The following is a 15,021-nucleotide window of genomic DNA, read 5'->3' on the forward strand; positions in this document are numbered from 1 at the left end:
GGGCGTCTGACCAGCCACGCGCCGCAGGCAGCTCTGGGCTTGGCCTCGCCTCACATCACGCCGTCATTCCCGCAAAGGCGGGAATCCATAACCACGACCGTCTCGATCGAACCGAGAGGCCTGCCAGTCTGGATCCCCGCCTCCGCGGGGATGACGATGCAGAAAGCGGCGCTTGCTAACCGTCGGAAGTGACGAAGGTCATGCGGAACTTCGAACCCGCAGCGAATGACGCAGCAGGCGCGGAACCCCGAAAATCGCCAAGTGACGACGAATAGCCCGCGCCTGAAGGTAACACCGGAATCACTTCCCCGGCTTGCCTTTCCCCGACACCTCGAACACGTCAGCGCCAACCCCGCCGGTCCACAATCAAAGGCAACCCGAATGGCGAAACCACAGCGTGACCTCACCACCGGCCCGATCGGCCGCACGCTGCTGCTCTTCGCCCTCCCGACCCTCGGCTCCAGCGTGCTGCAATCGGTCAACGGATCGATCAACGCGATCTGGATCGGCCGGCTGCTCGGTGAGCGCGCGCTGGCGGCGACGACCAACGCCAGCCTCGTCATGTTCCTGCTGATCTCCGCCGTCTTCGGCTTCGGCATGGCCGCGACGATCCTGATCGGCCAGGCGATGGGCCGGCGCGATATCGACGGCGTGCGGCGCGTATTCGGCACCGCGGCCGGCCTGTTCGGATTGCTCTCCGTCGTCGTCGTGGTGGCGGGCTGGTTCGCGACGCCCGCGATCCTCACCGCGCTGCGGACGCCTGCCGACGCTTATGGCCTCGCGCTCGATTATCTCCGCGTCATCTTCGTCTCGATGCCGACGGGCTTCCTGTCGGTCCTGCTGTCGATGGCGTTGCGCGGGGCAGGGGATTCGGTGACGCCGCTCAAGTTCATGGCGTTGGGGTCGCTGATCGACGTCACGCTCAACCCGGTGCTGATCCGCGGCCTCGGCGGCGCGCCCGAACTCGGCATTGCCGGGTCGGCGCTCGCGACCTGCATCGCCAACACCGTCTCGTTCCTCGCGCTGCTTGCCTATGTCTACCGGCAGGACCTCGTCGTCCGGCTGCGCGGGGCCGAATGGCGCTATCTGATCCCCGATCCTGCGTTGCTGCGCCCGATCGTGACCAAGGGCGTGCCGATGGGCCTCCAGATGCTGGTCGTGACCGCGTCGGCGCTGGCGATGATCGGCCTGATCAACAGCTACGGCACCACCACCACTGCGGCCTATGGCGCGGCCAACCAGCTGTGGACCTATATCCAGATGCCGGCGATGGCGGTGGGCGCCGCGGTCAGCGCCATGGCGGCGCAGAACATCGGGGCAGGGCGGTGGGACCGGGTGGCGCGGGTCACGCGCGCCGGTGTGCTCATCAATCTCGCGATGACCGCTGCACTGATCGGGGCGGTGGCGCTTGCCGATCGGACCGCGCTCGGCCTGTTCCTCGGCAGCGACGCGACGTCGATCGACCTCGCCGCACACATCAACATCGTCGGCTCAGTCAGCTTTCTGTTCTTCGGCGTGTCGATGGTGCTCGCCTCGACCGTGCGCGCGAACGGCGCCGTCGTCGGGCCGCTGGTGATCCTGGCGGTTGCGCTGTTCCCGGTGCGGCTGGGCATCGCGTATGCCCTGCAACCGATGCTCCACGCCGACGCGATCTGGTGGAGCTTTCCTGCCGGCACACTCGCGTCGATGGCGATGACGATCGCTTATTACCGCTATGGCAACTGGCGAAAGGGCCGCCTGATGCCCGCCGCGCATTGCGAGGAACAGGCAAAGGCAGAAGTCGAACCCGCCGCCCGGCAGATGCCGCTGGGCTGACGGGTTCGCTTGTGACGGCGCTTAGCCGCCGGCCTTGGCGGGCACGCCGGTCACGTCCGCGGTGCCGTCGTCCCCGATCGTGATCAGCCACGCGCCGCCATCGGTGCAGCGGACCGCCCACACCGGCTTGCCGTTATTGTCCTTCTGCCGCAGCGTGTCGGCGATGCCTTGGCAGGATTGTTTCGCGTCGTCGATCGCGCGGTACAGCACGCCGTTCAGCTGGCGCGGCGGCAGTGCGAGCACCTTGGCGATATAGCCGCTGCCCTGCGACGTGGCGGTGGTGTTCGCCGCGACAGTCTCGTTCGATCCGCCCTGCGTCCCGCACCCTGCCAGCGCCATGCCCAAAACCAAGACCGGCCATCCACGCATCATGATCGTCCCTTGCTTGTCCGCCGCGTTCGTAGCGCGGTCGACCGATAAACGCGATCGATACGCATCCGTTCCGGACTTATCGTCGCGGTTGAACCCTATCGCCGACGGCGGCACACGCACAGGATGAACTGGCAGATATCGGTCGAGCGCCATGGCGCAGAGGAACAGCCCGTCGTCGTGATCGACGGCTTTGCCGATGCCGCGCGCTTCCGCGACGACGCCGCCTTCCTGTCGTTCGCGCCGATCGGCCCGCATTATCCCGGCATCCGCGCGGTGGTCGCACCGCCCATGCTGCGCGATCCCCTGGCGCGTCTGGCGCCCGTGGTCGCGGAGGTGTTCGGCCCGGGCGCGCTGGAGGTGGTCGACGCGTTCTACTCGATCGTCACTACGCCGCCATCGGCACTCACCCCGATCCAGCGCCTGCCGCATTTCGACGAAGTCTCGCCGCGCCGCCTCGCGCTGCTCCATTACCTCTCGCCCGACGAATCGAGCGGCACCGCTTTCTATCGGCATCGCAGCACCGGTTTCGAATCGATCGATGCCGCGCGGCTGCCTGCCTACCGCGCCGCGCTCGACGCCGATCTCGCGACCCATGGCCTGCCCGATGCCGCCTATATCGCCGGCGACACATCGGTATTCGAGCGGGTCGCGCTGCATCAGGGGCGCTTCAACCGCGCGATCCTCTATCGCTCCAACACATTGCACTGCGCACATCTGCCCGACACGCTGTCGTTCGATCCCGACCCGGAAACCGGCCGGCTGACCGTCAATACCTTCCTGGAACTGCGCGACTAACCCGCTGTTGCGGAAAAGACACGGCGGCCGCGGGGCGCAGTGCATGCGCCCGTGAATACGTATGTGGCCAACTTGGCACCTAATCCTCTCGCGTTCACAAGCCCGCAACACAGTCAGCCGATCGTCCGCGATGGTAGCGGGCGGGGGCATGGCATTCGTCAGGGGGAGGATTTTCGTGTCCCACATCGATTCCAATTTTTCGCGTCGTGCGCTGATCGCGCTGCGCTCCAGCACCGTGGCCATCGGCAGCGTGCTGCTCGTCACCGGCGGCACCGCCTTCGCGCAGGAAGCGCCCAACCCGCAGTCGCCGACCGCCAACCCGCCCGCCGCCGCGACGGTGCAGGCACCGGCCCCCGCCGCCGACCCGACGCCGAACCAGGCCGCCGCCGTCCAGCAGACCGCCGCCAACGCCGCGGCCGATGACGGCGACATCGTCGTCACCGGCATCCGCGCCAGCCTTGCCAACTCCGCCAAGATCAAGCGCGATTCGACGCTGATCGTCGACAGCGTCTCGGCCGAAGACGTCGGCAAGCTGCCCGACGTGTCGATCGCCGACAGCCTCGCGCGCCTGCCCGGCGTCACCGCCCAGCGCCTCGAAGGGCGCGACCAGCGCCTGTCGATCCGCGGCCTCGGCCCCGATTTCTCGACCACCTTGCTCAACGGCCGCGAACAGGTGACCGTCGGCGACAACCGCGGCGTCGAATACGATCAGTATCCCTCCGAATTCTTCCGCAACGTCAACGTCTACAAGTCGGCGAACGCCACGCTGATCGCCGCCGGCATCTCGGGCACCGTCGACCTGCGCATGCTGCGTCCGCTCGACCAGTCGCAGCGCGTCTTCGCGATCAACGCGCGCGGCCAGATGAACGGCATCGACAATCTGAACCCGGATTCGTCGCGCTACGGCTATCGCGCCTCGGCGACCTATATCGACAAGTTCGCCGACAACACGCTCGGCATCGCGATCGGCGTGTCGGCGACGCAGACGCCCTCGCAGGACGAGCGCTACAACGCCTGGGGCTATTCTGGCAGCGGCACCGCGGCCGACCCGTATGTGCTGGGCGGCGCCAAGCCCTATGTCCAGTCGAACGAGCTGCGCCGCTATGGCGCGGTCGCGACGATCGAATGGGCCCCGTCGGAGAATTTTCACTCGACCTTCGACGCGCTCTATTCGCACTTCACCGAAGAACAGCGCCTGCGCGGCATCGAATTCCCGCTCGGTTTCTCGGATCCCGTCAAGAGCGGCATCACGACGAACAACGGCTTCGCCACTGCGACGACGTTCAGCAACGTCTTCGCCGTGCAGCGCAACGACTATAACAAGCGCACCGCAGAGAATCTGTCGCTCGGCTGGAACAACGATTTCAAGATCGCCGACAATCTGCACTTCAACGTCGACGCCAGCTGGAGCCGTGCGGACCGCACCGACTTCCTGCTCGAAACCAACACCGGCACCGGCTTTGCGAAGAGCGGCGTCGCCGATCGCGTGACCGTGACGCAGAATGCGAACGGCACCTACAAGATCGTGCCGACGCTGGACTACACCAACACCAGCATCTTCAAGCTGACCGACCCGCAGGGCTGGGGCAACAACGGCACGCAGCCGGTCGTCCAGTCCGGCTTCCTCAACCAGCCGAAGTTCCGCGACGACCTGAAGTCGCTGCGCGCCGCGCTGAAGGGCGATATCGACGGCAGCATCATCAAGAGCTGGGAAGTCGGCGGCAACTACAGCCGTCGTGAAAAGACCAGCGCCTACACCTCCTACTTCCTCTGCCCGACCGGCGGGGGCACCAATTGCACCGTCGCCAGCGGTACCCCGCTGACCGCGCCGCTGCCCACCGCCGCGCTGCTCGGCACCAACATTCCGCTGACCTATCTCGGTATCCCTGCGATGCTGACCTGGGACCCGCTGTACGTCTACAACAACGCGCTCAACAAGGCGTTCGACGGCCGTCCCTCGGCGCTGGTCCGCGACAACGTCGTGACCGAGAACGTGTGGACCGGCTACGCCCAGGCGAACATCGACGGCGAACTCGGCGGCAAGTCGGTGAAGGGTGCGCTCGGCGTGCAGGTCATCCGCAGCGAACAGCGCGGCACTGGCCAGATCGCCAGCGTTAACAACGGCATCGTAACGATCGCGCCGGCCGACCAGAAGTCGACCTATACCAACGTCCTGCCCTCGGCGACCTTCTCGGTCGAGCTGATCGACAGCGGCTACGTAAAGCTGGGTGCGTCCCAGACGATGATCCGTCCGCGCCTCGACCAGGAGCGCGTGACGCAGGATGTGTCGATCAACTTCGCCAACATCCAGGCGAACAACACCAACCCCGCACTGAATCCGGTGTTCACGTCGAGCGGTGGCAACGTCGCGCTGCGGCCCTACCAGTCGACCAACATCGACATCTCGCTGGAAAAGTATTTTGACGGCGGCGGCTATGTCGCACTGTCGGGCTACTTCAAGCACCTCACCGACTTCGTCGATCCGAACAATGCCTACGCCTATGACTTCTCGGGCCTGCTCGGCGGCCTGACGGCGGCGCAGCAGCAGATCATCACGCGCAACAACCTGCAGATCGGCAACGTGTCGGCACCTGCCAACACCGGTCGCGGCGAAGTGCTGGGTGTCGAAGCCACGCTGTCGCTGCCGTTCAAGACGCTGACCAGCGCGCTCGATGGCTTCGGCATGTTCGTGACCGGCAACTACACCGACTCGCGCATCGTCTACGCCAACAACCCGATGCCGATCACGCTGCCGGGCCTGTCGGACGTCGTCGCCAGCGGCACGTTGTACTTCGAAAAGTACGGCTTCCAGGCGCGCGTTAACTATCGCTACCGGTCGGACTTCCTCGCCGAAGTCGCGGGCCTCTCGGCCTCGCCGACCTACCGCACGGCAAAGTCGGAAGGCATCCTCGACGCGCAGGTCGGCTACGAATTCCAGGAGGGCTTCCTCAAGGGCTTCTCGATCCTCGCCCAGGCGAAGAACCTGACCGATCGTCCGTTCATCACCTATCAGAACAACGACGTCCGTCAGGTGATCGACTATCAGCGCTACGGCCGCGATTACTATATCGGCATCACCTACAAGTTCTGATCCTGACGCCCCTTCCGATCCCGGCGCCCAAGCCGTCATCCCAGCGAAAGCTGGGATCTCCCGGCGAGGGCACGGGACAGGAGCCGCACAAGGCCCCAGCCTCCGCTGGGGCGACGGTTTCTGGCCGGACCACACCAGTTCCTTCCCCGGAACCCCTCGGGCTGTCGTCATGTGACGGCAGCCCGTTTTCTTGATAGGCCAACGGCATGGCGGACACTCCTCTCACGACGCCCATCACCACGATCGTCATCGCCGGTGGCGGCACCGCGGGCTGGATGGCCGCGGCGGCCTTCGGCGGCCTGCTCGAAAGCGGCTATCGCATCCGGCTGGTCGAATCCGAAGAGATCGGCACCGTCGGCGTCGGCGAAGCGACGATCCCGCAGATACGCCTGTTCAACCAGGCACTGGGCCTCGACGAGGACGCCTTCCTCCGCGCCACCGGCGGCACGTTCAAGCTCGGCATCGCCTTCGACGGCTGGCACGACCCCGGCCACAGCTACATGCACGCCTTCGGCGACGTCGGGCGCGACGTCGGGCTGATCGCCTTTCAGCATTATTGGCTGCGCGCCCGCGCGCTCGGCCTCGCCAAGCCATTGGACGCCTATGCGCTCAACGAGGTCGCTGCTCGCGCCGGCCGTATGCACCGCGGCGGCCCCATCACCGCGCAGACGCTGCCGACGATGCCCTATGCCTTCCACTTCGATGCGGGGCTATACGCCGCCTACCTCCGCCGCTTCGCGGTCAACCGCGGTGTCGAGCGCACCGAAGGCAAGATCGACCGCTTCGAACGGAACGGCGACACCGGCGATATCGCGGCGCTGGTCCTCGCCTCGGGCGAGCGGATCGCGGGCGACCTGTTCCTCGACTGCACCGGCTTTCGCGGCCTGCTGATCGAGGGCGCACTCGAAACGGGCTATGACGATTGGACGCACTGGCTGCCATGCGACCGTGCCGTCGCGGTGCCCAGCGCCAACGTCGGCGCGCCGGTGCCCTACACGCGGGCGATTGCGCGCGAGGCGGGGTGGCAATGGCGCATCCCGCTTCAGCACCGCACTGGCAACGGCTATGTCTATTGCAGCCGCCATCTGTCCGACGATGCCGCCACCGCGGCGCTGCTGGCAAATATCGAGGGCGAGGCGCAGGCCGACCCTCGCCACCTTCGCTTCGTCACCGGCCGCCGCAAGCGCGCCTGGAACCGCAACGTCGTCGCGCTGGGCCTCGCCAGCGGCTTCCTCGAACCGCTCGAATCGACCAGCATCCACATGATCCAGTCCGCCATCGCCCGGCTGGTGAAGCTGCTCCCCGCATTTCCGATCGCCGACGCCTTGCGCGACGAATACAACCGCCAGACCGATTTCGAGATCGAGCGCATCCGCGACTTCCTGATCCTCCATTATTGGGCGAACGGTCGCGCCGAACCCTTCTGGCAGGAACGCCGCGAGGCCGACCTGCCCGACACGCTCCGCGCCAAGATCGCGCTTTGGCAACAGGCCGGCACGATCACCCGCGAGCACGAGGAATTGTTCACCGAAGACGGCTGGCTGCAGGTGCTAGCCGGGCAGGGGGTGCAGGCGGCCGCCTACCACCCGCTCGCCGACCAGATCGGTACGGACGACCTCGGCGAATATATGGAAACGCTCGAACTGCTCTACCGCCGCGAAGCACAGGCCATGCCCAGCCACGCCGACCTCATCGCCCGCCACTGCGCCGCGCGGCCCTAACCCCCGCGCGTCGTCAACTTGCTGTCCCGCCTCCACCCCCGCAACTAGACCCCCGTCATCCCGGCCTTGAGCCGGGATCCCGCTTCTTCTTGTGTGCGGGCCGAAACTAGCGGGACCCCGGATCAAGTCCGGGGTGACGAACTAGGGGTGTCTCCGCCCCCTATAGGATCGGAGTCGCCGCAAGCCCCTGACGGCGAACGGGAAAACACCTACCCCTGTCCTACAGCCACCAACGATGGCACACAGCGCGACGCCGTCACCGGCACCGCTTTGTCTCATCCCCGATCATCCCCAAATCGGAAACGATACCCCCGGATCGTTTCGCCCAAGGTGTTCATGTTGTCTATCTTCAGGCCGACGCCCGCACGATCAACCGTGGCTGCAACAACGCCGTATCGGTCGGCTGGTCCGCGATCCGGCGTAGCAGCGTGTCGACCAGCACCTCGCCCGCCTTGCGATAATCCTGCGCGATCGTGGTGAGCGGCGGCTGCGTCGTCGCTGCGGCGGGAATATCGTCGAAGCCGATGATCGCCACATCCTCCGGCACCCGCCGCCCGGCCTCGGTCAGCGCGCGCACCGCGCCCAGCGCAATCAGGTCGGATGCGGCGAATAGCGCATCGAACGGCAGGTCGCGCGCCAGCAGCCGCTTCGTCGCGTCATAGCCCGATTGCTCGACCGACAGCGCATCGGCATGCAGGCCCGGATGCACGGGCAGCCCAGCCTCGCGCAGTGCCGCGCACAGCCCGCGATAGCGGTCGCGGAACTCGGGATAATGATCGTCGGCATCGCCGATGAAGCCGATCCGCGTCGCCCCGCGCGCGATCAGATGCGCGCCCGCCATCCGGCCGCCGGCGATATTGTCGCAGCCGATCGTCACCCCGATCGGATGCGCGTCGACCGATCCCCAGCGCACGAAATGCGTGCCCTGCGCCACCAGCGCCTCCAGCCGGGCCTTGTACAGCTCGTAATCGCCATACCCCAGCAGGATGATCCCATCCGCCTTGCGGCTGTCCTCGTAATCGGTGTGCCAGTCGGCGGAGAGCTGCTGGAACGAGGTGAGCAGGTCATACCCCCGCGCCGCACAGGTGCGCAGGATCGATCCCAGCATGGAGAGGAAGAAGGGGTTGATGAAGCTGCCGTCGTCTAGCGGATCCTCGAAGAAGAGCAGGGCCAGCGTCATGCTCTGCCCCCGCCGCAGCGACGACGCGTTCTTGTCGACCTTGTAGTTCAGCTGCCGTGCGATCGCCTCGATCCGCATCCGCGTCGCGCTGCTGACCGTGCGGTCGCCACGTAGCGCGCGGCTGACTGTCGGTTGCGATACGCCGGCGAGCGCGGCGATGTCGAACGAGGTCGGCGGCTTGTCGCCCGCGCCCGTTCCCCGTCCTCTGCTCTTTACGGCCATGCGGGACTGTAGCCAAAGCCGGGCGGTAGGGATAGCGGCGTTGAATACGTATGCCCTATGCTTGGCTTGGAGGCGCGCGGTCCGCACAAGGCGGGCCGGATGCGGCCGGCGACGGATCGGCTGCGCGTGACTTGGGGGATGCATGCTGAAGCTGGCCACACGAACCGCGACCGCGCTCGCCTTGCTGCTCGCCGCGTCCGCCGCGCCCGCCCAGACGGCGGCTGCCGATTACCGCGCGCGCCTGCCGCAGGACGAGGTGATCTACTTCCTGCTTCCCGACCGGTTCGAAAACGCCGATCCCACCAACGATCGCGGCGGCCTGAAGGGCGACCGCACCGTCACCGGCTTCGATCCCACCGCCAAGGGCTTCTATCACGGCGGCGACCTCAAGGGGCTGACCAAGCGGCTCGATTACATCCAGTCGCTCGGCGCGACGGCCTTGTGGGTCGGCCCGATCTTCAAGAACAAGCCCGTGCAGGGCGGCCCCGGCCAACAGTCGGCGGGCTATCACGGCTATTGGATCACCGACTTTACCCAGGTCGATCCGCACCTCGGCACCAATCAGGATTTCGCAGACCTCGTCGCCGCCGCCCACAAGCGGGGGCTGAAGGTCTATATGGACATCATCATCAACCACACGGCTGACGTGATCCAGTATCGCGAATGCGTCGGCCAGCGCGAATGCCCCTACCGCAGCCGCGCCGACTATCCCTACCAGCGCCGCGGCGGCGTGACGGGGAAGGCGATCAATCCGGGCTTCGTCGGCGACCACGACCGCAGCACCGCGAACTTCGCGAAGCTCACCGACCCGACCTATGCCTACACGCCCTTCGTGCCCGCGAAGGAAAAGGACGTGAAGGTCCCGGCGTGGCTGAACGACGTCACGCTTTACCACAACCGCGGTGACACGACCTATCGCAACGAAAGCTCGACGATGGGCGATTTCGTCGGCCTCGACGATCTGATGACCGAAAACCCGCGCGTCCTCAGCGGCATGATCGACATCTTCGGCGGCTGGATCGACCGCTACGGCATCGACGGCTTCCGCATCGATACCGCCCGCCACGTCGATCCGGAATTCTGGGCTGCGTTCGTCCCCGCGATGGAAGCGCGCGCCAAGGCGAAGGGCATCCCCAACTTCCATATCTTCGGCGAAGTCTCCGACCACGACGTCCGCCCCGCCGTGCTCGCCCAGCACACGGTCGTCGACAAGCTGCCCGCCGTCCTCGACTTCTCATTCCGCCAGGCGGTGGTGGAAACGGTCGCCGGCACGCGCGGCACCGACGCGTTCGAGGCGCTGTTCGATGGCGACGCGCTCTACGCCAAGGGCTATGACACCGCGATCCAGCTGCCGACCTTCACCGGCAATCACGACGACGGCCGCTTTTCGACCTTCGTGCGCAAGGCCTTCCCAAACGCGACCGACGCGGAAGTGCTGCAACGCGTGATGCTGTCGAATGCCATGCTGCTGACGCTGCGCGGCGTGCCGACCATCTATTCGGGCGACGAGCAAGGCTTCGTCAGCGACGGCAACGACCAGGACGCGCGCGAGGACATGTTCGCGAGCAAAGTCGCCAGCTACAATGACAACCGCCTGCTCGGCACCACCAAGACGACCGCGACAGAGAGCTTCGGCCAGGACAATCCGCTGTTCCGACAGACCGCGATGCTGGCCAGGCTGCGCACCGCCACCCCGGCGCTGACCCGCGGCCGCCAGCTGCTGCGCGCCCGCGAGGATACGCCCGGCCTGCTCGCCATCTCGCGCTTCGACCCGACGACGGGCGCAGAGGTGCTGCTGGCCTTCAACACGTCCACCACGCCGCTGACCCGTCAGATCGAGATCGGCGTCGGCGCCACCGCCGCCAGCACGCTCGCCGGCTCCGGCTGTGGTGCGGTCGCAGCGCCCGGCAGCCTCACTGTCACGCTGCCGCCGCTCGGCTATGCGATCTGCGCGCTGACCCCAGCACGATGAGCCACATGCAACCTCCCCAGGACCGCCCCCAAGACCGTGCCTGGTGGCACGGCGCCACCATCTATCAGATCTACCCGCGCAGCTTCGCCGATTCGAACGGCGATGGCATCGGCGACCTGCCCGGTATCACCGCGCATCTCGACCATGTCGCGAGCCTTGGCGTCGAGGCGATCTGGCTGTCGCCCTTCTTCCGGTCGCCGATGGCCGATTTCGGCTATGACGTGTCCGATTATTGCGACGTCGACCCGATCTTCGGCACGCTCGCCGACTTCGACGCGCTCGTCGCCCGCGCGCATGCGCTTGGTGTAAAGGTCATCATCGATCAGGTCTGGGCGCACACCAGCGACCGGCACCCCTGGTTCGAGGAAAGCCGTGCCAGCCGCGACAATCCCCGCGCCGATTGGTACGTCTGGCACGATCCAAAGCCCGACGGCTCGCCCCCGAATAACTGGCAGTCGGTGTTCGGCGGCCCGGCGTGGACCTGGGACGCGCGCCGCCGCCAATATTACATGCACAACTTCCTGAAGGAACAACCGCAGGTCAACGGCCACCATCCGGCGGTGCAGCAGGCGTTCCTCGACGTGGCACGCTTCTGGCTGGAGCGCGGCATCGACGGCTTCCGCATCGATGCGATCAACTTCATGATGTTCGATCCCGGCTTCCGCGACAATCCGCCCGCGCCGCTGGACGACGGCATCCCGCGCACCCGCCCGTTCGATTACCAGCTCCACACCTACAACCAGAGCCACGACGCGATCCCCGGCTTCCTCGAACGCATCCGCGCTTTGTTCGACAGCTACGACGCACGCTTCACCGTGGCCGAGGTCGGCGGCGCCGACAGCGACCGCGAGATGAAGCTATTCACCGCCGAAGGCCGCCGCCTGCACAGCGCCTATGGCTTCGATTTCCTCTACGCCCCCGGCCTGACCCCTGCGGTCGTGGCAGAGGCGGTGGAGAAATGGCCCGAGCAGGACGGCGTCGGCTGGCCGAGCTGGGCGTTCGAGAACCACGACGCCCCCCGCGCCATCTCGCGCTGGGTTGCGCCGGAGCAGGCGCGAGCCTTCGCGCGAATGAAGATGCTGCTGCTGGCGTCGCTACGCGGCAACATCTTCCTCTATTACGGCGAGGAACTCGGCCTGACCCAGGTCGACGTGCCGTTCGAGGATCTGCAAGATCCCGAAGCCATCGCCAACTGGCCGCGAACCCTGTCACGCGACGGCGCGCGTACGCCGATGCCGTGGACGGCCGATGCCCCCAACCTCGGCTTCTCGACCGCCAAGCCCTGGCTGCCGATCGGTGCCGATCACGGCGCGCTCGCGGTCGATCGGCAGGAGCGTGACCCGCACGCACTGCTCCATTGGACCCGCGACGTCCTCGCCCTGCGCAAGGCGCATCCGGCGTTGCTGACCGGCGACATCCGCATCGTCGAGGCGAGCGAAGCGATGCTCGCGATCGAACGGCGCGCTGCGGACGAGACGATGCTGTGCGTCTTCAATCTGTCGCCCGAGCCGCAGCGCTGGGCGCCGGACCAGCCCGATCACTGGCAGACCGTCGCGGAGACCGCGACGCAGGGCTGGCATTTCGACGGATATGGCGCATTGATTGCCAAAAGAACGGGAGAGGCATGATGAGGCATTTCACGATCGGCGCCGCGATGACGCTGGCGCTCGTGGCAACCGCGGGGTTCGCGCAGACCGACCCGAATGCCGTTGCGCAGATCCCGACCGCCACGTTCAAGCCCGTCGCCACCGCCACATCGCCCGACGGCAGCATCGCGCTCACCATCGCCTTCGATAACGATGGCCGCCCCACCTATGCGGTCACCCGCAAGGGCAAGGCGATCCTCAATCCCAGCCGTCTCGGCATCATGTTCACCGACGCGCCGAAGATCGAGCGCAACGTCGAACTGATCGGCCAGTCCAAGGCGAGCGGCGACAGCAGCTGGACGCAGCCCTTCGGTGAATGGCGGACGATCCGCGACCGGCACAACGAACTCACCCTGCGCTTCCGCGAGAAGACGGGTTTGAAGCGTGAGATGGACGTCACCTTCCGCCTGTTCGATGACGGCTTGGGCTTCCGCTACAGCTTCCCCGACCAGCCGAACCTGCACAACGCCAATATCTCGGACGAGCTGACCGAATTCGCCTTCGCGCAGAACGGCACCGCGTGGTGGAAGCCCGCGTACCTGTGGAACCGCGAGGAATATCTCTACAACAAGACGCCGCTCGACGCGGTTGGCACCGCGCAGACGGTGATGACGGTAAAGCTCGCCGATGGCACGCATGCCGCACTGCATGAAGCGGCGCTGGTCGACTATGCCGCGATGAACCTTGCGCGCAGCGAAGGAAACACCTTCAAGGCCTCGCTCACCCCCGGCGCCGGTGCGCCCAAGGTCACGCGTGCCGCACCCTTCGCCTCCCCGTGGCGGACGATCATCCTGTCGGACGACGCGCCCGGCCTCTACATGAGCCACCTCGAGCTGAACCTCAACGAACCCAACAAGCTCGGCGACGTCAGCTGGCTGAAGCCCGCCAAGTTCGTCGGCGTGTGGTGGAAGATGATCAAGGGCGAATGGACCTGGGCAACCGGGCCGCAGCATGGCGCGACCACCGCCAACGTCAAAAAGTACATCGACTTCGCCGCCGCGAATAAGATTCCCGGCGTACTGGTCGAGGGCTGGAACGTCGGTTGGGATGGCGACTGGTTCGGCAACGGTAACGATATGCAATTCGACCAGCCGACCCCCGATTTCGACGCCGCGGAACTTACCCGTTACGCCAAGGCGAAGGGCGTCCACCTCGTCGGCCATAACGAGACGGGCGGATCGGCGAGCCATTACGACGCGCAACTCGACCGCGCCTTCGCCTATGCCCGCGATCACGGCATCCCCGTGGTCAAAACCGGCTACGTCACCGACGCCGCGCAGATCGAACGCGTCGATGCCGACGGCACCAAGAAGCGCGAATGGCATGAGGGGCAGTGGATGGTGAACCACTATCTGCGCGTCGTGCAGACCGCCGCCAAATATAAGGTCGGGATCGACAGCCACGAACCCGTCAAGGATACCGGCCTGCGCCGCACCTACCCCAATTGGCTGGCGCGCGAGGGCGGGCGCGGCATGGAATATAACGCCTGGCCGGGCAAGAATCCGCCCAACCACGAAGCCAATATGTTCTTCACCCAGTGGCTCGGCGGGCCGATGGACTTCACGCCGGGTATGCTGAGTTTGGAAGGGCAGGGCGGCAGCGCGTTGATGTCGACTGCGGCGAAGCAACTGGCGCTCTACGTCGTCATCTATTCGCCGGTGCAGATGGCGGCGGATACGCCCGAAAACTACGCCAAGCACATGGATGCCTTCCAGTTCATCCGCGACGTACCGGTCGATTGGTCCGACACGCGCGTGCTGAACGGTGAGGTCGGCGATTACGTGACCGTGGCGCGCAAGGACCGTGCGAGCGACGACTGGTATCTCGGCAGCATCACCAACGACAGCGGCCGGACGCTGAACGTCAGCCTCGACTTCCTCGACCCGGGCCGCAGCTACACCGCGGAAATCTACCGGGACGGCACGGGCGCGGACTATCGCACCGACGCCCGCCACGCGATCGCGATCGAAAAGCGGCAGGTGAAGAAGGGCGACACGATCACGCTCGCTCTCGCCCCCGGCGGCGGCGAGGCGATCCGGTTCGTCGCCAGCGGCAAGGCCCGCCGGAAGTAAGTGGTCGCGTGCTCGCCCCAATCACTCCGTCACCCCGGACTTGATCCGGGGTCCCGCTTCTTACTTTGCGGCGCGGGAACAGCGGGACCCCGGCTCGAGGCCGGGGTGACGGGGTATGCGGGGCCGGCCGTCCCG

At 66.3% G+C, this 15,021-nt stretch carries 9 protein-coding genes; 7 read left to right on the forward strand and 2 right to left on the reverse strand.

Annotated elements, in window-relative coordinates:
• Positions 1-381 precede the first annotated feature (381 nt).
• Entirely contained in the window at positions 382-1,815 is a 1,434-nt protein-coding gene (locus tag ACGVWT_RS01535; RefSeq protein WP_116461290.1) for an MATE family efflux transporter, read from the forward strand.
• Between the two features lie 21 nt (positions 1,816-1,836).
• Here ACGVWT_RS01535 and ACGVWT_RS01540 read toward each other — a convergent pair whose 3' ends face one another.
• Entirely contained in the window at positions 1,837-2,187 is a 351-nt protein-coding gene (locus tag ACGVWT_RS01540) for a hypothetical protein (protein ID WP_294213708.1), read from the reverse strand.
• A 123-nt stretch (positions 2,188-2,310) separates the two neighbouring features.
• Between ACGVWT_RS01540 and ACGVWT_RS01545 the strand changes: the two genes are divergently transcribed.
• From ACGVWT_RS01545 to ACGVWT_RS01555, 3 genes are all read left to right on the forward strand, one after another.
• Positions 2,311-2,982, forward strand: a complete 672-nt coding sequence (locus tag ACGVWT_RS01545) for a DUF6445 family protein (protein ID WP_315461339.1) — start codon at positions 2,311-2,313, stop codon at positions 2,980-2,982.
• Positions 2,983-3,157: 175 nt separating this feature from the next.
• Positions 3,158-6,073: a TonB-dependent receptor gene (locus ACGVWT_RS01550; RefSeq protein ID WP_116461287.1), complete on the forward strand. Its 2,916-nt coding sequence runs from the start codon at positions 3,158-3,160 to the stop codon at positions 6,071-6,073.
• 206 nt (positions 6,074-6,279) lie between these two features.
• Positions 6,280-7,794, forward strand: a complete 1,515-nt coding sequence (locus ACGVWT_RS01555) for a tryptophan halogenase family protein (RefSeq protein WP_315461338.1) — start codon at positions 6,280-6,282, stop codon at positions 7,792-7,794.
• Between the two features lie 349 nt (positions 7,795-8,143).
• Here the strand turns inward: ACGVWT_RS01555 and ACGVWT_RS01560 are convergent, their stop codons facing one another.
• Positions 8,144-9,196 (reverse strand): LacI family DNA-binding transcriptional regulator, encoded by a 1,053-nt coding sequence (locus tag ACGVWT_RS01560; protein WP_116461286.1) that lies wholly within the window; start codon positions 9,194-9,196, stop codon positions 8,144-8,146.
• Between the two features lie 142 nt (positions 9,197-9,338).
• Between ACGVWT_RS01560 and ACGVWT_RS01565 the strand changes: the two genes are divergently transcribed.
• Genes ACGVWT_RS01565 through ACGVWT_RS01575 form a run of 3 tightly spaced genes read left to right on the forward strand, consistent with a single transcriptional unit; the run spans position 9,339 to position 14,886 of the window.
• Complete coding sequence (locus ACGVWT_RS01565; RefSeq protein WP_315461337.1) at positions 9,339-11,168, forward strand: alpha-amylase family glycosyl hydrolase; 1,830 nt, start codon at positions 9,339-9,341, stop codon at positions 11,166-11,168.
• A gap of 5 nt (positions 11,169-11,173) precedes the next feature.
• Positions 11,174-12,796, forward strand: a complete 1,623-nt coding sequence (locus ACGVWT_RS01570) for an alpha-glucosidase (protein ID WP_315461336.1) — start codon at positions 11,174-11,176, stop codon at positions 12,794-12,796.
• Positions 12,793-14,886 carry a glycoside hydrolase family 97 protein gene (locus tag ACGVWT_RS01575; RefSeq protein WP_315461335.1) on the forward strand — a complete coding sequence of 698 codons (2,094 nt, stop codon included), beginning with the start codon at positions 12,793-12,795 and terminating at the stop codon, positions 14,884-14,886. Before ACGVWT_RS01570 ends, ACGVWT_RS01575 begins: the two co-directional genes overlap by 4 nt.
• Positions 14,887-15,021 lie beyond the last annotated feature (135 nt).

The sequence above is a fragment of the Sphingomonas sp. S6 genome (assembly GCF_043498045.1).
GTDB lineage: Bacteria > Pseudomonadota > Alphaproteobacteria > Sphingomonadales > Sphingomonadaceae > Sphingomonas.